This is a genomic window from Pseudomonas sp. SbOxS1 (assembly GCF_013416725.1).
Taxonomy (GTDB): domain Bacteria; phylum Pseudomonadota; class Gammaproteobacteria; order Pseudomonadales; family Pseudomonadaceae; genus Aquipseudomonas.
Window position 1 is genome coordinate 33,870 of sequence record NZ_JAAVXC010000021.1, and the last position, 22,374, is coordinate 56,243.

At 57.5% G+C, this 22,374-nt stretch carries 15 protein-coding genes and 1 pseudogene; 5 read left to right on the forward strand and 11 right to left on the reverse strand.

Annotation, left to right across the window (positions count from 1 at the left end):
• Positions 1–13: 13 nt before the first annotated feature.
• The gene (locus HFK74_RS18775) at positions 14–907 is read left to right on the forward strand and encodes a LysR family transcriptional regulator (protein ID WP_180204757.1); all 894 of its coding nucleotides are present in this window, start codon (positions 14–16) and stop codon (positions 905–907) included.
• Here the strand turns inward: HFK74_RS18775 and HFK74_RS18780 are convergent.
• From HFK74_RS18780 to HFK74_RS18800, 5 genes and pseudogenes are all read right to left on the reverse strand, one after another.
• Complete coding sequence (locus HFK74_RS18780; RefSeq protein ID WP_180204758.1) at positions 895–2,067, reverse strand: carboxymuconolactone decarboxylase family protein; 1,173 nt, start codon at positions 2,065–2,067, stop codon at positions 895–897. The two genes, HFK74_RS18775 and HFK74_RS18780, sit on opposite strands and share 13 nt — an antisense overlap.
• Positions 2,068–2,086: 19 nt before the next feature.
• Complete coding sequence (locus HFK74_RS18785) at positions 2,087–3,142, reverse strand: alpha/beta hydrolase (protein WP_180204759.1); 1,056 nt, start codon at positions 3,140–3,142, stop codon at positions 2,087–2,089.
• 60 nt (positions 3,143–3,202) lie between these two features.
• Positions 3,203–4,297: an alpha/beta fold hydrolase gene (locus HFK74_RS18790; protein ID WP_180204760.1), complete on the reverse strand. Its 1,095-nt coding sequence runs from the start codon at positions 4,295–4,297 to the stop codon at positions 3,203–3,205.
• Positions 4,298–4,506: 209 nt separating this feature from the next.
• Positions 4,507–5,112 (reverse strand): hypothetical protein, encoded by a 606-nt coding sequence (locus HFK74_RS18795; protein WP_180204773.1) that lies wholly within the window; start codon positions 5,110–5,112, stop codon positions 4,507–4,509.
• A 57-nt stretch (positions 5,113–5,169) separates the two neighbouring features.
• A pseudogene (locus tag HFK74_RS18800) lies at positions 5,170–5,330 on the reverse strand (transposase); the annotation flags it as partial.
• A gap of 281 nt (positions 5,331–5,611) precedes the next feature.
• On the opposite strand from HFK74_RS18800, the gene HFK74_RS18805 reads away from it, so the two are divergent.
• The 4 genes from HFK74_RS18805 (at position 5,612) to HFK74_RS18820 (ending at position 11,875) form a co-directional block, all read left to right on the forward strand.
• Positions 5,612–6,829: a hypothetical protein gene (locus HFK74_RS18805; RefSeq protein WP_180204761.1), complete on the forward strand. Its 1,218-nt coding sequence runs from the start codon at positions 5,612–5,614 to the stop codon at positions 6,827–6,829.
• 175 nt (positions 6,830–7,004) lie between these two features.
• The gene (locus tag HFK74_RS18810) at positions 7,005–8,090 is read left to right on the forward strand and encodes a hypothetical protein (RefSeq protein WP_180204762.1); all 1,086 of its coding nucleotides are present in this window, start codon (positions 7,005–7,007) and stop codon (positions 8,088–8,090) included.
• Positions 8,091–8,292: 202 nt separating this feature from the next.
• On the forward strand, positions 8,293–9,585 hold the full coding sequence (locus HFK74_RS18815) for a hypothetical protein (protein ID WP_180204763.1): 1,293 nt from the start codon (positions 8,293–8,295) through the stop codon (positions 9,583–9,585).
• A gap of 580 nt (positions 9,586–10,165) precedes the next feature.
• Positions 10,166–11,875 (forward strand): pentapeptide repeat-containing protein, encoded by a 1,710-nt coding sequence (locus HFK74_RS18820; RefSeq protein ID WP_180204764.1) that lies wholly within the window; start codon positions 10,166–10,168, stop codon positions 11,873–11,875.
• A 403-nt stretch (positions 11,876–12,278) separates the two neighbouring features.
• Here the strand turns inward: HFK74_RS18820 and HFK74_RS18825 are convergent, their stop codons facing one another.
• From HFK74_RS18825 to HFK74_RS18850, 6 genes are all read right to left on the reverse strand, one after another.
• On the reverse strand, positions 12,279–13,730 hold the full coding sequence (locus HFK74_RS18825) for a DUF1254 domain-containing protein (RefSeq protein ID WP_180204765.1): 1,452 nt from the start codon (positions 13,728–13,730) through the stop codon (positions 12,279–12,281).
• A gap of 17 nt (positions 13,731–13,747) precedes the next feature.
• Entirely contained in the window at positions 13,748–15,160 is a 1,413-nt protein-coding gene (locus HFK74_RS18830; protein WP_180204766.1) for a DUF1254 domain-containing protein, read from the reverse strand.
• 102 nt (positions 15,161–15,262) lie between these two features.
• Positions 15,263–17,650, reverse strand: coding sequence for an RND family transporter (locus tag HFK74_RS18835; RefSeq protein ID WP_180204767.1), 2,388 nt, complete (start codon positions 17,648–17,650; stop codon positions 15,263–15,265).
• A complete protein-coding gene (locus HFK74_RS18840) occupies positions 17,647–18,612 on the reverse strand; it encodes a YCF48-related protein (protein WP_180204768.1) in 966 nt (321 codons plus the stop codon). The genes HFK74_RS18835 and HFK74_RS18840 overlap by 4 nt, the downstream gene beginning before the upstream one ends.
• Before the next feature lie 70 nt (positions 18,613–18,682).
• A complete protein-coding gene (locus tag HFK74_RS18845) occupies positions 18,683–20,038 on the reverse strand; it encodes a DUF1329 domain-containing protein (RefSeq protein ID WP_180204769.1) in 1,356 nt (451 codons plus the stop codon).
• A 22-nt stretch (positions 20,039–20,060) separates the two neighbouring features.
• Complete coding sequence (locus HFK74_RS18850; protein ID WP_368738167.1) at positions 20,061–21,845, reverse strand: DUF1302 domain-containing protein; 1,785 nt, start codon at positions 21,843–21,845, stop codon at positions 20,061–20,063.
• Positions 21,846–22,374 lie beyond the last annotated feature (529 nt).

Genomic DNA, 22,374 nt, shown 5'->3' on the forward strand with positions numbered 1-22,374 from the left:
CAGGGGCGTATCAATGACCGTCGAAAGCTACGACCAACTCGCGATCTTCGCAGCCGTGGCCCAGGAGCGCAGCTTCACCCGCGCCGCCGCCCGTCTCGGCATGTCGCAACCGGCGTTGAGCCGGGCCATGCGTCAACTGGAGGAGCGCCTGGGGGTGAGGTTGCTGGCCCGTACCACGCGCAGCGTCTCCCCCACCGAAGCCGGCGAACATCTGCTGCGGGTAATCGCTCCCCGGTTCGAAGAAATCGACAGTGAGCTGGCGTTGCTCAGCGAGTTTCGTGACAAACCAGCCGGCAAATTGCGTATCACGGCCGGTGAGCATTCAGCGATCACGCTGTTGCATCCGGTGCTGGCGAAATTGCTGCCCGACAATCCCGACCTGAACATCGAAATCATCGTCGACTATGGCCTGACCGACATCGTCGCAGAGGGGTTCGACGCTGGCGTGCGGCTGGGCCAGCAAGTGGCCAAGGACATGATCGCGATGCGCATTGGCCCTGACATGCGCATGGCGGTGGTGGGCTCCCCGGCGTATTTCAGCCGATACCCCAGGCCACTCACACCGAGTGACCTCACGGTGCACAACTGCATCACCCTGCGCATGCCGACTTACGGCGGCCTGTTCCTCTGGGAGTTCGAGAAAGGCGGACAGGAACTGAAGGTACGGGTCGAAGGCCAGCTGGTCTTCAACAATATCGCCATGCGCCTGGAGGCGGCCCTCCAGGGGTTGGGACTGGCCTATATGCCGGAGGACCTGGTGCTGGAGCATGTCGCGCAGGGCCGGCTGATTCATGTACTCCAGGACTGGTGCGAACCCTTCTCTGGCTACCACCTCTATTATCCGAGCCGGCGCCAGAGTTCACCGGCCTTTACCTTGCTGCGCGAAGCCTTGCGTTATGAGGGCTGATTGGCCTGGACACTGTCGAGCGCTTCAGCGGCGCGTTTGGCAGCGGCCGCATCGCCCTGGTCAGCCAACAGCCGGATCAGCTGACGCAACTGCGCCGCCGTCAGGCCGACCCTGAGGCTGGCCGCCATGTGCGAGCGCAGTTGCGGCTCGACACCGGGCGTGACGGCTAACGCAGCGACAGTGGCCAGCTCACGACTTTGCCAGTCCAGGTTGTCACGCTCGAAGATGTCGCCGAACAGATGCGCCTGCAGGTATTGATTGATGACGGGAACGAAGTCGAACAACGGGCCCTGCACCGGCGCACCGGCGATGCGCGTCTGGTTGGCTTTACCCGCCGCCAGCAGTTCATCGCCGACGGGAATGAGCCGACCGGGCTCGCGCCCCGGGTCGTCCTGCACGCCGCGTTGCTTGCGCGCCTCCACCACTTTCATCAGCTCGCCGAGTGCATTGAGACTGCGCGGGAAGCCACTGTAGGCATAGAGTTGCACCAGGATTTCCTTCGCCTCGCTGACCGTCAGGCCCGCATCCAGCCCCTGGTTCAACGCGGTATTGAGCCCGGACATGTTGCTCGTGGCCATGGCGGCAGCGATCAACGGGATGGCCTGTTGCCTGGCGGATAGCGTCTCGGAAATGGCCTGGGTCACAGGCTCGGCTTGCGGTGCCAGCGAACTCTGGGCGTGGTATTGCTCGTCGCTGACTTTCTCCAGCCATTGCACGCTCTTGCCATCCACCGAACCCGTCACGGCCAGGTGGGTCATGGCGCTCGTCGCCGCGGCGCCATGCCAGTGCTTGACGCCCGGTGGGCAGACAATCACGTCGCCGGGGCGAATTTCCTGCACAGGCTTGCCCCACTCCTGGACCAGTCCCAGGCCGGAAGTCACCACCAATCGCTGTCCTGCGGGATGGGTGTGCCAGGCCGAGCGTGCGCCCGCTTCGAAGCTGACATACGCGCCGGACGCCTTGATCTCATCCGTGGCGGGAAACAAGGGATCGACCCGTACCCGACCGGTGAAATTTTCCGAAGCGCCCGTTACCGCAACCTGGGTGCCTGATCGGCTGATCTGCTGCTCGGGCCGGCGGGACTCGCTAGCTTTGTCTGCAGCGGCGTCGGCAAAGGGAGCTGCCGCGCACACCGCAATGCCTATCAAGGTGTTTTTCATGAGCACGTATCCCTTCAAGTCAGAGCGTTCTTTGGTAAAACGCGGTCAGCTGGTCCATCGCGATGTCTACATACGCAGGCACCCAGTAGGTGTCGATATGGGTCGCGCCCTCGATGGTGAACAGCTTTTTGTCCTGGGTACCGGTGGCCTTGGCCAAGGCTTGTTGCGACATGTACAGGCTGTCGGCCTTGCTGCCGGCGATCATCAGCAACGGCTTGTCGATCAGCTCGATCTGGTCCGTGGCATCGAAGCTCATCAGGTCCATCAGGCTGCTCTGGGTGTATCGAAACGTCGAGTTGGGGTGAGCGTGGGTCTTGCCGTAGTACTCGAAACCCTGTCGATACAGATCGAACGGCAGCTTGGCGATCTGCTCATCGGTCAGCTTGGCATCACCAACATAGAGCACTTCCCCACCCGCCGCTTCCTGGGCGCGGGCCGCCGACGCCTGCTGCAGGCGTTGCTGAATCGTCGACAGCTGCGAGTCCTGGTAGCCATTACGGCGGACCAGCCCCGAGTTGAACATGCTCAAGGTCGCGATCGACTGGAAGCGCTTGTCGGTTTGCGCCGCTGCCAATGAATAGCCGCCACCGCCGCAGATACCCAGCAAGCCCAGGCGCTTGCTGTCGACGCCGGGGTAGCGGGCAATGAAGTCCGCCATGCCATGGATGTCTTCGATGCGATGGGCCGGCTTGTCCACATTGCGCGGCTCGCCACCGCTGGCGCCTTGATACGCCGCATCCGCCGTGATGGTGATGTAGCCCTGGTCCGCCAGACGCTGGGCATACAGTCCCGCGACCTGCTCCTTCACCCCGCCATTGGGGTGCGCCACCACGACCACCGGGTATTTTTTCGCCGCATCATAATTCGCCGGGGTGTAGACGTTGGCGGAAATGTCCAGGCCATCCAGCTTGTAGCTGACCGGATGGATGTTGACCTTGCCCGGTTCGTTCCTGGTCAGTGCGCCACCGTAGGTCAAGGTGAAGGGATTCTGCTTGTAGTCCGCGGCTTCGGCTTCGACGCCCGACATCCCGATCATGGCCGCCATCAACGAGGCCTTCAACGTGGTTCGCAGCATGGGAGTACTCCTGACATTTCAAGTGAGTGTGAGAGGTGGCCGACAGCGCCACGCGCTGGTTCAGTCCAGATTTTTTTCAGCGAGAAACTGCGAAACCAGATCAGCGATCTCGAGGTTGTTCATGTCCGAAAAAGGAAAGTGGCTATTGCCCTTGATACCGATCTGCGGCAAGTGGACGAGCCTGACGTCACCGCCATGGCGATTCACCGCATCGCGCCACAGGCGCGCCATCTCGAGCCGCGCGCGCCAACTGTCCTGGGCCGGCAACCGGACCGGTTGGTCGGGGATGTTGTCGCCGTAGAAAATGACGATGGGGATGCGGGTCAGCGCCTTGAACTGCTGCGCCGATACGGCCTGCCCCGCGACTGTGTCGAACGCGCTGGCAATCGGCGCGGGCACCTCGCCCTCGGGAAACACGAAGCTGCTGCCCGGTTCGAACGCCACGATGGCTCGCACATTCGGGCTTTTGATCGCCGCCAGCCAACCCGGGCCGCCACCCTGGGAATGGGTGAACAGGATGGCCGGTCCGGTCTTTTCCAACAGCGCGCTAACGCCATTGGATACGACGTCAATGTCGTAAGGCCCGGTGTTGGGCGTCATCGACCGAAAGAACTGCTCCAGTGCCGCCTGCCCACGGGGAAACTGACTGCCCTTGAAACTCTCGGGCCACAGGCCGATGCGGAACTGGTTGAACCACAGCTGCTCGTCCGCCACCGGTTTGATCGTCGTTTCAACCAGGCTCCGCCCCGCATCGCCACGGCGCGGCTGGTCGATCAGGTAGGTGGAGAATCCTCGCCGCAGGAAAATGTTCTGGAACCCTTCACGACCATCGGCCGTTGTCTCCCAGGACTTCGCGGACTGCCCCGCGCCATGCAGCATGAGAATCGGCAACGGACGCGCCTCGACGGGCACCTGATAGAACGCGTACACATGGTCGCCGTGATAGGTCTGGCCATCGGGCATCAACGGTTTATAGGGGTCGAAGGTTCCCGGCTGGGTCATCGAGCCGCCGCCGGCAACGAGGCTGCCCTGCTCCTTGATCACCAGTGGCCCCTGCCCCTCAGCGCTGACGAAGGCACTGGCGCCGAGCGCAAAACACAGACTGCCGGCCTTTGCCGCGGCGGGCACGCATTGACGGATGAAACGCTGGATCATGGCTTGCTCTCGGTTTGATAACCCCGAGAGCAAATTACCTTTCAGCGATTAATCGATAAACCGCCTTAATTACATAGCACTGATACCAGATTCACATAAGTTCGATGAGTGAAACGACGTGTTCGCAATAGGCGCGAATGACAAATTTTGGGTCGATAGCTGCAATTTGCGACGGGCAGCAATCAAATCCCTGTCGGCAAAAGAGCTGATTATTTTCTGGGGAGCGATGCGATCATTTGATCAAAGGCCGTGACCAAATATCTTCCCTCAAACTTTTCCACGGTGGGCATTTTTGAAGGAAACCCAAATTGCACTCTGCCGGGAAGCACTTCATCCATAGCGCAGTACCAGGTCAGTAGCGCCTGTTGAAGGCGCACATGCAGCTCGAATTTACTCCGTCGCCGGGTGGTGTCTGCCTTGGCTCGTTCGCGCGCGAGCTGAGCATCTATTCGGCCAACAATGTAACAGTCCGCAAAGCCGATACGTCCTTGTGCAATCGTTTCCCTGGTAGCGTCCAACTCCATTCGCCAGTCGTGTTCGCTCGCCTCGCCGATCTGCCAAAGGCTCCAAATGTAGTGGAGCTTGAGAGGGTCACTGTCACACAAAGCCCACGAAGAAATATCTTCCATGGCCAGCGCCTTTTGCCAGCGATCCACGTTCCGCTCCGCCCAAAAAGTGGCTGCTCCGACGGGATCCTTTATCCGATCCGGCTCGTTTTCAAAACGGCCGTTTTCAGCAATGACATGTTGCCCTCCATGCTTGGCGCACCACGTGGTTTTCCCGCTGGCACTGATACCCTCGACAACCAAAATCATCGTTTCGACTACTCCGTTAGTTGCGTCGTCCTTGTAGTCCCAAAGCATCTGGGGCTTGCTCATGATCGCTGGCGCGTGTTTGCCGCTGCGTGACGACTTGGCAAACAGCCAGTTCAAGCGACCCAGTGCCCACGGCAGAATCTTGTGCTCGACTTGGATATTGCCGATGGGCACAGCCCCATTTTTAGATAGCCCGCCAGCGCTACCCTGCGATTAAGGCGACTCTTGGTTACTTACACATTATGACCGGCGGGAGGTTTTGGTGGAAATCTGCCGTGTCCAACCGGCAGCAAAGGGTCGGTTGCTGCCTTGGGTGACAGGCTGAAATCGGCCAAAAGCGGACGTTCTGTTTAAATCCAGTTTTTGCTCTCGGAAGTCGTTTTTTGGGCGGAGGCGATCAACATGAGTGAGTTTCCAAAAACCGTAAAGGCATTTAGCCAGCTCATGAGCATCTGACTATGCCAGAATCTGCGTTTGCCCCCAACGCCCAAGGAAAGGTATGAGTTTTTTCGACCGCTTGTTCGCGTTCCGACAGAACGAATTTCGGACACCCCTTGAGGATTTTCTCACCGAGCTCTTCGCCGAGTGGCTACGTCAAGTGACGCTTGCTGGTCGAGTCACAGAGGTGCTGACTGACCTCTTCAAACTGGCACCGACCCAACTTGGAGAACTGAGTAATCTCAATTCAATTGTCTGGGAGACTCAGCACGTCATCGGCCCAGGCGACCACGGGGCGGAGGGTAAACGCCCAGACCTGATTGGACGATGCTCTAATTTTTTCCTAATCATCGAGAGCAAAATCGCAGCTGGATTTACCCAATACCAAGATGAGCTGGGGCGAGTGGATCAATTGTCCATGTACCAGTCATACCGTAGAAGTCGGAAGGAGACGTTTGGCGGCCTTGTCCTGATTACACACTCCACTTTGCCTCCATCGGACTGGACCCATCAGACCTTGTACTGGCGTGCTATTGAAAAGTACTTACGCGCTTTTACGGACCATAACTCGTCGACTAGTGCATTGAATTACCTCACTAAACAATTGAAAAAATTCCTTGGAGACAACGGTATGAACGGAACCCGCATCGATCTGGCGGATATTACCGCCTACCCCGCCTATCAAAGACTCACACAAGGGTTGTCAGGGCTGGGTAGAGTTGCGGATAACTGCCTTAGAATCGCGTTTCAAGGGACAAGTCTTGAGAAACTTCGAGCTCCTCGTGGGGGTAGTGGTGGAGACTTCATCTGGCCTACTTTTTGTGGCTTGACGCTCACCAATGACGGATTCAAATGCCATGACGCTCAACTCATTTTGTGGAGTGGCACCCTTACCGGAAAAGTTTATGAGTACATTGGGCCGTTTACGGACGGAATCCCGGATCTCTCTGTCGGTATTGGCTTATGGTTCAATGAGGAAGTCCAGCAAGAGGCCCGAAGCTACCTGTTAGCGTTGTGCGAAAAACTCAACAGTCAGGAGAAAGGGGCGTGGGTACTGGACATCCACTCTCGCAATGGTAGGGGGCCGATTATCTTGCTGTCGACTCGTCGATCCCTAATTGATTTGCATGTTCAAGCTGCCGGCGGCGACCTAGACGATATCGCCAGTGAGTTCTTCTCAACTCACAGCAATTCACTTCTAGTTGAGCTTTCAGCGCCACTCCTGGAAGCCGGAAAGAGCGCTGATCAGTTTCTGTTTGAAATGGTAACTGCTGAATGAATCGCCCTTGATTTTTAGACGCTAAATGACTGCTCCTGGCCAGTTCTGCCTGTCCTGACCGGCAGAAGTCGGCCAGATGCGGACGGTCATCCAAGTAGCCGCTGTGAGTAGAGCCTAGCCACCGGTTTGCCAGTGAAGCTATGCTCACGGAATGTCGAATACAAGGCGTTGAAAAGTGTCTGCTGAATACATTCTTGAACAATTCATTATTGGTCCGCGCTTGCAACTGAGCATCTCCGAGGAGCGCTACAAGGAACTTGCACATGCACGAAACGTGTTGTCCGAGGCACTGGCTTTCGAGCAACGCTACGAATTATTGCTTGGCAATTTTCTGGCCATGGAACTGGCTTTCACCGAAATTTGCTTGCGTACCAAAGTGGAGCCCCAACATCGGTACATGGATTCAGCTGAAATCCTAGAAAAAGCAAATCGCCATGTGGTGAATACGCTTACGGCTATGCGAGCCTATGCGGACCAAGTGGTGCAAGACTTCAAATGCTTGGAGCTAGCTCCTAGCTTCAGCCAGGTGGCCAAGTCGGAACTAAATGAGGCATTTTCCCGAAGCTTGGACTATCGATTTATGTGTAGTTTAAGGAACCACGTTCAGCATAAGGCTACTGCTGTGCACGGTTTTGTAGCGAACGATGATGGGATGAGAGATGCCAACGGCTGGGTCGAGACAGTAAAGTTTTATGCAAACAAAGTAACTCTTGGGGCAGATAAAGACTTCAAGCTCCGAGTTCTGGATGAGCAGCCTCAGAAAATTGATATTCGGCGGCGTGCGCGACGAAGTGTGCAAGCGATAGGCGAGGTACATCTGGCTTTACGCAACTTGTCCAAAGACCAGGTAGCGCGAGCCAGGTCAGCAATTGAATTGGCAATCCGCGAGTACAAGGAAGCTGGTGCAGAGTCAATCATCGGTCTTGGTGCTCGGGCCGTCGGGGACGCTACCGCAGATATCGCCCTATTGTTGGACTGGGATGACGTTAGACTTCGGCTTGTCAATAAGAACAGCAGCCTCCCACGACTCTGGCCCCGCCGTAGTCATCGTGAAGCGAAGGCTGAAGAGATTATCGCGCTGCGTGAAGCAATGGAGCAGACCCAGGCCCAAGCCGCAGCGCTTGTGTTCGTTACCGAAGATCGCTGGCAAGACTACGAAGATGGTCTGCCGATGCCGGAAGGCCTATTTCTTCTTTACAAGCTTCAGGTGGGACGACATCCGACACACACTCTCAAGCAATCGAATGCTGTCGACGAGTAAAGGATAGTCACTACGGGACACACGCCGGAAGCATTTCAAAGCAATACGTCATGAGCGTCCTTCGCTTGGGCTGCCAACCCCTAGGAGCTGCCACGCGCCTAGCGGTTGATGTGAGGCAAGATCATTGGCGACCGAAAAACACTGTGCGGGATATCCAAATATGTCAAAATGACATCACGCAAAGTTCTCTCAGGGAAGATCGGTGAAAAATTGGCACTCAGCTTACAACTTCCATCCTGTCGGGCAAGGTCTCTTCACAAGTGGTGTACTCAAAATTAAAGGGGCTGACCCGTACTGGTGGGTTTTTGACTGCGGAACCTATCTTAAAAAGCATCAGCTCGATCTATCTAAGGAAGTCGACCAACTGTCCCGCTCGGTGGCGATATCTCGCTCCAACGGAAAACCGAGATTGGATATGGTGTTCATCTCTCACTTCGATAGAGATCACATCAACGGTCTCCTAGAGCTTTTAGCCAAGTTCGAGGTCGGTCGTCTAGTGCTCCCGTACATACCTATGCGTTTACGGATAAGCATCGCGATGGAGGTGAAGACAAGGACGTTTAGCGAATGGCAACTGTTCGTCATCGACCCCGTCAAGTATATCGCCTCCGCGCAAGACGTGAATGTTGAACGGATCGCACTGGTCCTACCAGCCAGCACTCAGATACCTGAGAACCAGGATAGACTGCCCTTCGCTTCAGACGATGGCGTAGTCATAGAGCCGCCGCCTCTCCGACGACCTCCCTTTGTGGATGAAGGCTACCTGGCTGGCGGCTATCCGGTCGAGTGGCTTAGCCCCTCCGCACGGTTCAACGTCAAGGACATCTGGGAGTTTGTCCCTTACAACGACTCCTCGTTGATACCAAATGCCAGTGCTCCGTTCCAGAAAGCAATCGGGAAGCTCACGACCACTCTTCTCGATCCTGCATACCCGGGCAATCGCGAGGCGGTCAAAGCTTCTATGGAGCGGATCTACAACAAAACCTTCGGAGCCTCTTCACGCCTACGGAATTTGATTTCATTGTTCGTGTATGCAGGTGCCATCAACTGCGGTGCTACCCCCCGATACGCCTACAACACGTCAAATGACCTGACGTCGGCTGATTGGGAGCTCCTGAATAAAGGCTCTTACCCCTACCACTGGTGCGGATACTGGTTCTACCCAACCACCAGAGTGAGCGGGCCGAAATCGCTGCTGCTCACTGGTGACGGGTCATTAAGTACAAAGCGACAGCTTGAACAGCTTGTGGATTATTTTGGTCAAACCCGCATTGACTGCATTCAGGTCTTCCAGGTCATGCACCATGGAGCTAAGACTAGTTGGCACGATGACGTAGCTCGGGTGATCGCGCCGGAGTTCAGCGTTTTCTGTGCTTTCCCATTCGGCTCACATCCTCATCCTCACCCTGCAGTTGAATTCGCGTTGCGAGCACACGGCCCGGTGTACTGCCGAATCGGTTATGGTTTCACCCTCTGGCAAACCCCATGCGGTTAAAGGGTTTGAGCAGCGCGCGTTATACAACTGCGGAACGCTTACGACCTTGATCTGCATCTTCCAACCCAGTTCTCGCTGCCATTTGCGACCGTCCGTTTTGGGTCGGTTTCAGCCCTTCGCGACAGGCAGCGATCAGCCAAGAGCGGACAATAAACTTAGCACTGCAGAACTCAGAAAAGGGGCACCCTTGCCCTGCGGGGGGCCCAAATGTAACGCGCCCTTGAGCCCCGATAAGTGAACGAGGACGCCACTGCCTGAATGTGGGCGAGATGACTCGATTGAACGATCTAGAAACTTCTGGACGCTCACAAATGACTTTTTAAGTGGTTTGCAAGCTTCGCTTCTTCCTCTTGACAGGCACCTCATGTTCGACGTTCGCAATTAAACGGCACCTCAAATTGTATTTTGGCAAAGCCCTACTACGCTGAACACAAACTCAAGAGGATTATGCGATTGCTTACGATCGCTTACTACGCCTGCGCCTAAAGGCCGAGTCATAATAAACAACCAACAGCACCGTTCAATGAATGTTTTTTATGAACTCTGTTTAGGCTGTTACGCCACATTTGGTGTCCGACAAATGAACGACGAGCCAACAAACCACATTCAACGCCCTCCCAGCGATGACGGCCCGCAGAAGCTATCCCCTCAAGAGGAGAAAATTGTTCTGGAAACGGAAAAATTGCAACTGGAACAACAACTTCTCCGCCATCAGCTTTCCCGAACTTGGCTAACTATGGAGTGGCTGAAATCAGCTACAGTACCCGCCGCCATACTGGGCGCTGCAATAACTCTCTATATCGGCTTCGGCCAAATCGAGCAGATGGAAAAGAATCGTAGTGCCGACCGTTTTGATGCAGCTTTATCGCGTCTATCGGACTCAAGCACCATTGAGCGACTCACAGGGGTCTCGGGATTACGATTATTTCTAGTTGATGGCGATACGCGGCTTCGCAAGAATGCGCTTCAATACCTCGTAAATGCCGTTTCAATTGAAACAAATGAAATCGTACAAACTGCAATCATCAACGTATTCCATGACTTGAAGTATTCACACCCAGACGCCGACTTACTTGACAGTACTCTGCGCGCAACCCTAGAGCAAAACCGAAATCTCACAAGCTCAATACTTGCAAGGTATAAATCGCGAGTTCATGCTCGCAATGTTGAAATAATAGCCGGCTCGATGAATAAAAAATTATCGCCAAACGAGATACCTGACCCCATCCCTAAGAGCTTCCTCGATAAGCTTTCACAAGCCGACTACTTGAAGATTAAAACTTACACTTTAGGTCGTTTTGAAGGATTGGATGCAGCCCAGGAAGTCCCATTGAAGGGGTTAGCAATGCTGGTTTCAATCCTTGTTAATCTGGGTGCTAAAAACTATGACTTTTCCGGAATTTTTTGCGAGGGCTGTGATTTTCAAAATGCCTCAGATCTCAACGATACAAATTTTGAAAAATCATTTCTGGCGAGGGCAAACTTCACACGCGTCAGCTTGAAAAAGTCGTATTTTTATAACGCCGATCTCAGTAGCACAGTATTTTTCTCAGCAGATCTATCAGATGCTTTTTTGTATAACAATACAGGTCTATTCAAAGATAACAATAAAGTGGGTGTTGATTTTCCTATATTAGAGTGTGCAAATCTACAAGGGGCAGATTTATCCGGCACACCGCTCTTGGTTTTTACACGCAACTATGGCACAAAAACCAAATGGACTCGCGAAAAAGAATTCACAGTTGCATCTCCGCGTTTAAAGCTGGTAAAAATTGACAAAAATACAAAGCTAGATAATTTCAACATAGCGACCCATACAACTATATCGAATGAGTATGCATCCAAACATCCAAGGGACGATATTTTATTGCCGCTGCAAAAATTCGCCATGCCATCCGCTATCGACCCATTCCTTCTAGACCAATGGGGTGCACTTCAGTATGTGAATCCACAATTTCCAAATTTCATGTATCGAGAATATGAGGTGAAACCATCATCAACAATGTATGTTCAATACACGGATATAGACTCCTTGGCTATTGAGAATGTTCGCTCTGAAACAGCAGAGTATCTCAGAGGGTACTTGTCGCAGACTGCACTAGCCGACATCCCACTAGTAAAAGCTTTTAGTACCGCAATCGGAGACGATAAAAAGAAACAGTATCGAGAGAAAAGATTTGAAAGGTCCACTGATATTTCATGCGATGCTGAGCTGACTCCTAATACTGCGTATTTGATCGAGATAGGCTACGTCGACGTGGCGCCTCAGCGAAGCCCTCAAGCTCGTTAGTTTAATGAGTGATGACTCAGCCCATTTCGTGCATCTGCTGAAAGTGAATCAGATGCGAATTTTCGCTAGCAATTGGTCATAAAGTACCCCGCCGATAACTTGCGTTCGAAAGTAGCCCGACTCGATAGGCACCCTACGGACAGAAGCGTTCTATGGGATGCACCTGGAAATCGAATTGACTCAATGGGCATCAGAAATGACTGTGTGCGTCTCGGGTTAATACACGCTCCGGCAGCTGACTGCGGTCGTGACAGGCAAATAACCGCCAAAAGTGCGTTCTTAAGGTCTGAATGACCGGATCCCTCATCACTTGGGACTGGCTAATGAAGGCCAGCCCTTCTCGTCGGGCAGCAATCGGCCAGAACCGGACATACCCTCGGTATCTGGCCCCTACCCGCCACACTTAGTTGACCGATTCAAAATCCGCCAACTTGAAGGTCTTGTTGTTCATTTCTTCGGTCGGCCCATAGAACCGCATGGCCGGCAAAGGGCGTTTCCCAGCCGTTGGAATCCAGTTTGACTCCAGCCCTGCTGGAGCCTTGGGCCCTACGTAGATCGACACCCCTCCATCGGCATTCTTTTTCATCTTGTCCAGGTCGTAGGAGGACAAGGTGGTGCGATTGCTTTCGCTGTAGATGAACGACATCGTGGCACGGTCATACACCGTCAATGCCCAGAACTGCTTCACCGGCATCTGCGCCGGAATATCCAGTTTGTACAGCTTGCCCGCCTCCAGCAGTTTTCCATCCTTGTCGGCCATGGCCATCATGTACTGCGTTGCAGGCGTGTCGCTCAGGGTCTTGGGCATGTAGGTGCACCAGAAATACTCGGCGGCGCGGTTGATCAAGTCGACGCGTTTGTCATCGACGAACGAGAATGTCTTGTTGGCATCGGTCATCAGCAATGAGGCGTAGTGCCGATCCGGCCAATACAGCCTGTCCTTGGGGATGTTGTCGAACCACTGTTGCAAGTAGTACCAGGCATCGATGGCGGCCTGTCGCATGGCTCGTTTGGTGGTCGCGTCAGGTGTGAAGGGTTTGCCTTGCTCGATGCCAAGTGACGCCAGCATGCCCATCATGACCTTGTCTTGCGGCTTGACCGGTTCAACGCTGACGATGGCATGCAGGTCATCAAAAAAACGCTCGTCATAGAGCGGCAGGGTCGGGTAACGCTCGTTGAGCGGGTCGACAAAACGCTGCTTGGGCGGACTCCCGGCTTCAGACAGGTAGTACATGCGCAGTTTCTGGGCGTACTGGTAGGCATCCGCCACGCTCTTGCCCGGGGCGGGAACAGAACGAAAGGCCAGGGCAATCCGGTAGTTGGGCGAAGCGATGTGAATGTAGCCCTCGGGAATTTCACCTTGATAACCCGGTGGCGTGAAGAGCAGCTTGCCGCCTTTGCCCTTGTCCACGCCCGAGGGGCCGACATCGGCAATGGTCAGCTGCCAGGCATCGACGACCTGGCCGTAGACACTGCCCTCTGCGCCGGCAACCGGCACTTCCAGCACCACGGGGCCTTTGCGTAAATCGGTGAAGGCCGAGATATAGGGTGTGGTGCTGTTGGCGGTGATCGCTTCGAGCTTGGGCGTGGCCGTGGACGAATAGGCAATGATGTCATTGTCCTTGAGCCCCAGATCATCGACACCCGCCCGCCGGAAACTATAGATGGCGGTCGCGGGAATGCCCCAGAGCACGGCCTCGAAAGCGCGCTGGTATTTGACCTGATAGTCGAAGTCGGATACCGATGCCTTGGCGTCCGCAGGCGGTTGCCCACCCTGCGGCAATGTTTCGGCCATTGCACCCGCCATTACCGTCAGCAGGCTTACGCCCGCGACGAACGCAGCCCACGTCTTCATGCTCTGTCCCCTGGCGTTCAATTGACCTTGTTCAGTTGCGGTAACTGCCACTTGCCCGACAGCACGTCTTCCGAAGGCTGGTACAGGCGCAACAGCACGTAGAACCCGCCTTCAGGTGCCGGCAACCAGTTGGCGGCATTCTCGCCCTGTGGTTTTTCATGGGAAATGGGAATGGTGATCGAACCGTCAGCGGCGACTTTCAATCCTGGCGTATCGGTGCCGACCTTGTAGCGACCGATCTCGTTGTCGACCAGCATCTTGTCGCTGGCGTCGTACATGGTCAGCGACCAGAAGGCATTCACCGGCGGCGCTGAAGCCAGTTTGACCTCGTATTGATTGGTGCCCGTCAGCGGTTGATTCTTGCTGTCGGTGAAGCGGATCGGGTACATCGCCTCATGTTCACCCTGGCCGCCAAGATACGGCCCGGCCACCATGGCGCGCAGCGGGTAGTTGTAGCCGAAGCTGTCGAGGCCGGTCACCCAGTTCCAGCCATTGCGAATCGACGATGTGCTGGCCAGCGACGCAATCGCCACGTACGGCGCATCCTTCAAACCGTCTTCCAGGCCCTTGCGTGTGGCCGGGTTCAGCTTGTCCGGTGAAAAGCCCTGGTCCGTCAGGCCGATTCGGGCGAACTGGGCAAACAGTGTGGCGTCAGCAGGTTTGACCGGATTGTCCTTGAGCGCCGCGGCCAGCTCCGTGAAGAAACCCAACGGATCATCACCCGTCTGCGGCAACGCGGCCAGCGTCTGATCGGTATGCGCCTTGCCACTCAATGGCTCGACGCGGAACTGTTTTTGCAGTGCCAGGATCGGCGCGACATCTTCGCCCTGCTTGACGTGAATTCGCCCCCACAGCCAGATTTTCCGGGTCGAGACGTCAAGGCGCTTGGCGTCCTTGGGCAGTTCGCCCTTCCAGCCCGGCGGCACCAGCACGAACTTCCCGGCCTGGGTGCCGGTCGTGCGCCGGCCGACGTAGTGCTCAAGTTCCTGCCACATGTTGAATACATCGACCACGTAGTAACGGTCGTGGGTATCGGGCACGGTCAACACGTAGGGCTCGGTGAGATCCAGCACCGCACTCATGTAGTAAGTGTCATTGTTGGCGGTGGGCATGTCCTTGGCGGACGGCGATGCCAACGAAGTCGCCCAGCCGATCCGGTTCAGCCCTGCGCGGTAGCTGGTATCGGGCTTGGGTGATGGAACCTTGGTGTACTCACGCGCCACCCGCTCCATGCGAACCAAGGGATAGCCCCAGTTGTAAGCCGAGATCGCGAGGCTGTAGCCATCGGCGTGCATACCCTTCTCAACCGCATCGGGTGTTGCGGGTGTGGTCAGCAGTAAATCCGGCGTGCTGGCCTGGGCGTGCATTGCGCTACCCAGTGCGACACACAGTGGGAGGATACAAAATACAAGTTTGCGTGAGGCATTCATGACGAGTGTCCTTTCATGAGAGGGTGCGACGGCACAATTCGCCTGCAGCACCCGCCTGATGCTAAATGTCTGCAAGAACCCTAGGCACAGGGTTCGCGTCCGTCAAACCGCCTGCTTGTGCCTTGGCTGCAACAACCACGCTGCCAACGCTGGCAACAGCAAGATCGCCCCGAACATGTTCACCAGGAACATGAACGCCAGCAGGATGCCCATGTCCGCCTGGAACTTCAGCGTCGAGAAGGCCCAGGTGGCCACCGACAAGGTCATGGTCACGGCGGTGAAGACCGACGCGGTGCCGCGCTGTTTGAGGGCCTCGACGAAGGCCTCCTCCAGGCTCAGGTTGCGCTCATGCATCTCGTGCTTGATCCGCTCGAACAGGTAGATCCCGTAATCAACGCCCACGCCGACACCCAGCGCCACCACGGGCAAGGTGTTCACCTTGAGACCGATGCCCAGGGTCGCCATCAGCGCATTGCACAACACGGTGACCAGCGCCAGCGGCAGGATGATGCACAGGGTCACGCGCCAGGAACGGAACATCCACAGGCACAACAACGCCACCGAGGCAAACAGCGCGCTGTTGACGACCTTGTCGGCGGCATGCACCACTTCGTTGGTCGCCGCCATCACGCCGACGTTGCCCGAGGCCAGTTCAAAGGTGATGTCGTCGTTGTCGTAGGCGGCCTTGAAGGCCTTGATCCGGTTCATCAGCTCACTGATGGTGCCGGCCTGGTGATCCTTGGTGTAGATCGATACCGGAATGGCGTTGCAGGCGCTGTTCATGTACTCGGTGCCGCTGCGGGTGGCAAAGCCGATGCCCTGGGCGATCTGCGGAACCAGCTCCGGAAGCACATGCCACTTCAGATCGGTTTCGGCATAGGCCTGGGTGATGTTATTGACGAACGCCGTCAGGCTGCGCACCGACGCGACGCCGTCGTCCTGGCGCAGGTAGAGTTCGAACTCTTCCAGGGGCGCCAGCACCTCGCGCTTCACGCAGGGGGTTTCATCACCCTTGGCTTTGGCGATGACCTGCAGCAGATCGACACCGGTGGCGAAGTGGCGGGTGATCATCGCCACGTCCTGGTTGTAGCGCGAATTTTCCCGAAGCTCCGGCACGCCGGCACCGAGGTCGCCGACGTGCAGGTCCCGGGCGATGTACAGGCCACCCACCATCAACAGCGCGCCCACCGACAAGGCGACCAGACTGCCGCGACGCGTCGCCAGCCGGCCCAGGCGCTCCCACAAGCCGCTGCCCAGGGTTTCCTTGCCGCGCAGTTTGTGCGCGTCCGCTGCTGACAGGCGCATGAAGGACAGCAGGATCGGCAACAGCATCTTGTTGGTGATGATCATCACCGACACACCGAGCGTGGCCGTGATCGCCAGTTCGCGGACCATCTCGATATCCACCAGGGCAATCACCATGAAGCCCAGGGCGTTGGCCAACAGCGCCACGGCGCCGGGGATGAACAGCTTCTGGAAGCAGTTGCGCGAGGCGGTGACGCCGTCGGCCCCGGCGAGGGTTTCCAGTTTCCAGGCGTTGGTCATCTGCACGGCATGGGACACGCCGATGGAGAAGATCAGGAACGGCACCAGAATCGACATCGGGTCCAGCCCCAGGCCAATCAGCGGCAGGATGCCCAGCAACCACACCACCGGTACCACGGCACAAATCAGCGCCCAGCCGGTCAACATCAGCGAACCGCAGTACCAGTACAACAGTAAGGCAGTAATCACAAAGGCGACCACGAAAAACAGCAGCACGCCCGAAGCGCCTTCAGCGATATCGCCAATGGATTTGGCAAAGCCGATGATGTGGATGCTGACGTCGCCGCCCTGGTTGTCCTGGCGGATTTTTTCCAGTTGCGCCGCGACCTTCTGCAGATCCAGCCGCTCACCGGTGACCGGGTCTTTTTCCTGCAACGTGGCGACGACCATGGCCGAGGACAGGTCATTGGACACGATGCGCCCGATCCAGTCCGACTTGAGCGTGCGCTCGCGCACCTGGGCCAACTGTTCGGGCCGCCCGGCATAGTCGGACGCCACCAGGTTGCCGCCGGTGAATCCCTCCTCCACCACTTCCGTGTAGCGCACATTGGAGGTGAACAGCGACGTCACCGAACTGCGCTCCACACCGTTGAGGAAGAACACCTCGTCCGAGACCTTGCGCAGCACCGACATGGACTCGGGCGAGAAGATTTCACCCTTGTTGTTCTTCACCGCGATCAGGATCTTGTTGGCCCCGCCGAAGTCTTTTTGATACTTGAGGAAGGTGCCCATGTATTCATGGTGCAGCGGGATCATCTTGAAGAATCCGGCCTCCACCTTGAGGTTGGAGGCGCTGTAACCCAGGCCGAGGGTCAGCAGAATGAACAGGGCCAGCAGCGGCTTGCGCTGGTGGAAGATCCAGTACGAGACCTTGCCCACCAGGCCCCGGGAAAAGTCCTGGCGATCGAGCTGGTCAGCGTCGCGGATGAGTTCTTGCTGGGTCATGACTTCGCTCCCTTGGCAATGACAAGCTTGGCCAGTGAGGTGACGCCATGATCGCCCACGGCCAGGACCTGGCCATTGCCCAGTTGCACGCCTTGCGCGAGGCTGGCCTTGCTCGAACCGTTGATGGCGTGGAACGTCGCACCGTCATCGTCACTGGCCAGCACGATGCCGCCGTTACCCAGGGCGAGAATGCGCCCGTTGTCTTGCTGCAGGCTGCCATTGATGGCCAGGGTGGTTGCCGTTTCGATCTTGCTCCAGCTTTGCCCCTGGTCTACCGAGCGCCAGAGATTGCCGCGCATGCCATACGCCAGCAGCGTGCCGGCGCGCGTTTGCAAGGCACCGAAGAAACTGCCCTGGTAAGGGCTATCCATGGCTTCCCAGGTTTGCCCCTGATCCAGCGAACGGGCCAGGGTGCCGCTTTCCCCGACCAGCAGCCACTGCCCTTGGGCCTTGAGGACCTGGGCGATGTGCCGGTCGAAATCTTCACCCAATATCATCCGCCGCTGCCAACTCGCGCCGCCATCGTCGGACTCCAGATACACCCCGAATGCGCCCCAGGCCACCATGCGCCGGTCACCCATGGCTACCACGCCCAGCAGCGACTCACCGCCGGTATCGGCCTCGACTGCCTGCCAGTGCAGCCCGCCATCGCCGGTGTGCAGCAGCGCACCGCCATGCCCCACTGCCACGCCTTCTTGCGCGGAGGCAAATGCCACCGCCGTCAGGGTTCGCGACACCGGGGTACGCAGGCTGTGCCAGCCCTGCCCCTGGTCATCGGAATACAACACCACGCCACGTTCGCCGACGGCGACCAGGCGTTCACCGGCCTTTTCCAGGTCGAGCAGCAGCACTTTGTCGGCGGCGATGGGATAGTCGAGTGCCGGCGCCTGGGCGAATGCCGCTGGCAAGGCAGCGAGCGCCCAGAGCGCCAGGGCCAGTGAAGGCAGGCGATGAGAGAACATAAGGGGTATCCACCAAGAGAGAAATCGATTGCCCCCGCGCGCGACTCACGTCGCGCGCGGGGTCCGGGACTCAGCGACCGAGGCGACGCAGGGCGTCGGCCTGGAAGTCGACGAAGCGACCCTTCGCACCGAACTTCCAGGGCGATTTTTCCTGGTTGGACAAGCCGGCCATGTAGTAACTGCCATTGCTCAGGTCGTGCCAGATGTTGGCCGCGTACCAAGGCACCTGGGCGTCGTAGTACTGGATCAGCGGATGCACGCCGACACGCCACAGCGAACCACGGGTGTCGTAGGCATCAGTGGCCAATACCGACCAGGAGTCCTCGTCCAGGTAGAAGGAGCGCTTGCCGTAGACGTGCTTGGCGTCCGGGCGCAAGGTGGCCTCCACGACCCAGACGCGGTGCAGTTCATAGCGCATCAGGTCCGGATTGGGCGTGCCGGGGGTCAGGATGTCCTTGTACGGGATCTGTTTGTTGCCCAGCTTGTAGTCGTTGTAGGCAACGTACATTTCCTTCTTGCCGACCAGCTTCCAGTCAAAGCGATCCGGCGCCCCGTTGAAGGCGTCGAAATCGTCGGTCACGCGCAGGCCTTCGGTACCGTCGTTGACGTTGTCGTAGGCCAGGTCCGGGGCACGCCGCACACGGCGCTGGCCGACGTTGTAGATCCAGGCCGAACGCACTTCCGCGACCTGGTCGATGGGTTCCTGGACCAGTTGAATGGTGCCGGCCAGGGTGGCCGGCGACAGGAAGCGCGCGGTGTAGTTGAGCAGCCGGTTGGGCGACGACTTGTCCATGTTGGTGTCGAACACCCGGCTCTCGAGCACCTTCACGTCGTAGAAGTCACCGCTGGGGCGAACCGGGAACGAGCTGTAGGTGCGCTCCAGGCCACCGCCGAGGTAGCGCACGGTGTGGTTCCAGATTGCTTCGAGGCCGTTCTTCGGGATCGGGAATGGCGTGGTCGTGCCATTGAGGTTGGCCAGGCCGAAGCCATTGAGTTCGGCATTGACCGCTTCAGCCTTGACCTTGGCAGCGATGCCGGCCGGCACGGTCGCGGTGCGATGCGTCGGGTACACCGGCATCTGGAAGTTCGGGTATTTGGCAAACAACGCCTGCATGCCCGGGGTGACCTTGTCCTTGTATTGGGCAAGGTTCTGCGCGGTGATGGTGAACAGCGGTTTTTCCGCGGCGAACGGGTCGGTGTAGCCCTTGTCCGCCGACCAACCGGCCGGCGGTTGTGCAAGGCCACCGGTGTAGGCCGGGATGGAACCGTCGGCGTTGCCTTTCATTTCGCCGCCCAGCGGCGTCAGCTCGGAACCCAGTTTCGCGGCTTCGTCGGCGCTGATCTTGGCGCTGGCCGGACCACTGAGGCTGAACATCACTGCACTGGCGAGGGCGGTCAGGAGAACGCCCCGGTTGGATATTTTCATCGTTGAGTACCTCTTATTCTTGTTAGAAGCTGTAGCTGTAACTGGCGGCGAAGAAATCGTGGTCGCGCAGTGGGTCGTATTCAGCGGCGTTGTCGAACGTGACGTAGCTCAGGTCGACCTTGTGCTGCTTGTTGTAGTCGAAGCTCACGCCGACACTTTCGGTGAGGCGGCCTTCGTTGAACTGCCCGTCCATGGACACCCCTTCCACGTCCTGACCGAGGAACACGAATGGCGACGCGGTCACCGACGTGCCAAGGAAGTTGGAGTAGTCCAGTTGTCCACGCAGGCGGTAACCCCACGAGAAATCGGTGATGTAGCCATCGTTCTTCGCGCCATCGGGCTGGGTGTTGCCCAGCGAGCCCAGGGCACCGGTGCTCGGCGAAGCACCAAAGCCGAAGATGAAGGCGCGGCCGTAACGCTCGTTGTCCTTGAAGTCGGGCACGTTGTTCCACTGGAAGCCCACTTCACCGACCACCGTCAGGTTCTCTGCACCCAGCACGTTGGGGATCAGGTTCACGGCGTTGAATTGCAGCTGGGTTTTCTCGAAGCGGTTCCAGCCTTCGGTGAAGGCCACACGCTGACCGACCACCGACTGCTGCAGTTGCGCCAGCGGCCCCACGCCACCCAGCGCGCCGTTGAGCAGGTCGGCACCGTTGAGTTGCACGGGCTGGTTAGGCGAGTGGCTCAGCTCACCGGCCAGCGACCAGCCTTTGACCGTGGTGGTGAAACTGATGCCGTACAGGCGGATGTCTTCCGGGTACTCCCAGCTCGGACCGATGCCGCGCAACGCGCCGCCGGCCGGAGCATTGGGGAACTCATCAGGCACTTTTGGCGCGCTGTTGCGGATGGCCAGGTACGGCGTGCGCGAGTGGTAGTTCATGTAGTAGATGCCCAACTCGCCATCCAGCGCGTCCACCGGAATGCGGAAGGCCAGGCCCCATTGGCCGCTGTCCTTGGGGTCCTTGCCTTTGTTCAAGGGCAAGTAGGCGCCGGCGTTGATCGCCTGGGCCGAGGTCAACGTATTGGGGTTGCCTAGGGTGATGCCGACATCACAACTGCCCCCATCCCGGGCAATCGCGGTTTCAGTCACCGACCAGTAATGGCCGCAGCCTTCCACTGCCGTGTTTTCGTACTTGAGCTGGTAGAAACCTTCCATGGAAATGCCCGCCGGCAAGCCAAGGTTGAAGTACCCCATCCACAGTGGAATCAGCGCTTCCTTGAGTTCGGTGCCCGGGCGACGCAAGGCCGGGACGTCGAGCGGGTTGATCTGGTTCAGGCCCTGGATGTAGAGGCTTTCACCCCAGTTCACCACCTGACGACCCAGGCGCACCTGCAGCGGTGACTCATCGATGTAGAAGGTGTTGTAGACGTAGGCGTCGAGCAGGTAGATGCCCTTGTACTTCTGCAGGTCCTCATAACCGCGATCCGACAGCGGCGAGTCTTTCTTGTAGCCGTTGGAGATGCTGCCCAGGTTGACGTCTTCGTCTTCCAGCGCTTCGTCATACCAACCCTTGACCCGCACCAGCCCACCCATGTCGCCGTTGCGCAGCGAGACATCGGTGACGAACTTGCCAATGCTGGAAAAACGGTCGCCCTTGTCATAGTTCAGGTTGCCCGGATCGATCCGCCCGGCAAGCCCGCCCTGCTTGCCGACCGAGCGTCCGTTGGCGCCGGAATACAATTTGTTGTCGGCGTCTTCGGCCCGCCATTGCGAACCGACCGACAGCGTGGTGTTCCACTCCCCTTGCCACGCTTCACCGACGTCGAAGGTGACGGCGTGTGCACTGGCGGCGGCAGACACAGACACTGCAATCGCCAACGGTTTCAAACGAGACACAAGCTTATTGTTGTTATGCGGCATCGCTGACCTCTATGGGAATCGCCCTTTTGCCGGCGTGTGTGGCGGTGTCCACGGCACGTCGGCAGAGCTTTATTGTTGAGATGATTATGGGAAGTCAGAGAAGCCATTCTTGACATTTGACGACAGGAATTTGGCTTTACGCGCGTGCGGTGAAAAAGACTGCCGAGCGGCCAACGGAACGAAAAAGGCCCGCAGGCCAAAGGAAATGGACTGCGGGCCTGTACTGGATTGGATCAATCTGCAAACCCGGGTCGGCTGTCCGTCAACCTGTGACTACCTCCATCGTCGGGATGCTCGTGCGCGGTGTACATATCCATTGCTGCGATAACGGCCACTAATGGTTCCGCTTTTACAGCGGGTTACTTGGAAAAGCGCCAAGTAACCAAGCGCTTTTGCCCCACCACTCGGTGCCTCGCCTAGGCTCGGCATGCCCTCACTCCGGCATTGCTCCGTGGGTCGCCGCGATGGGCCATCC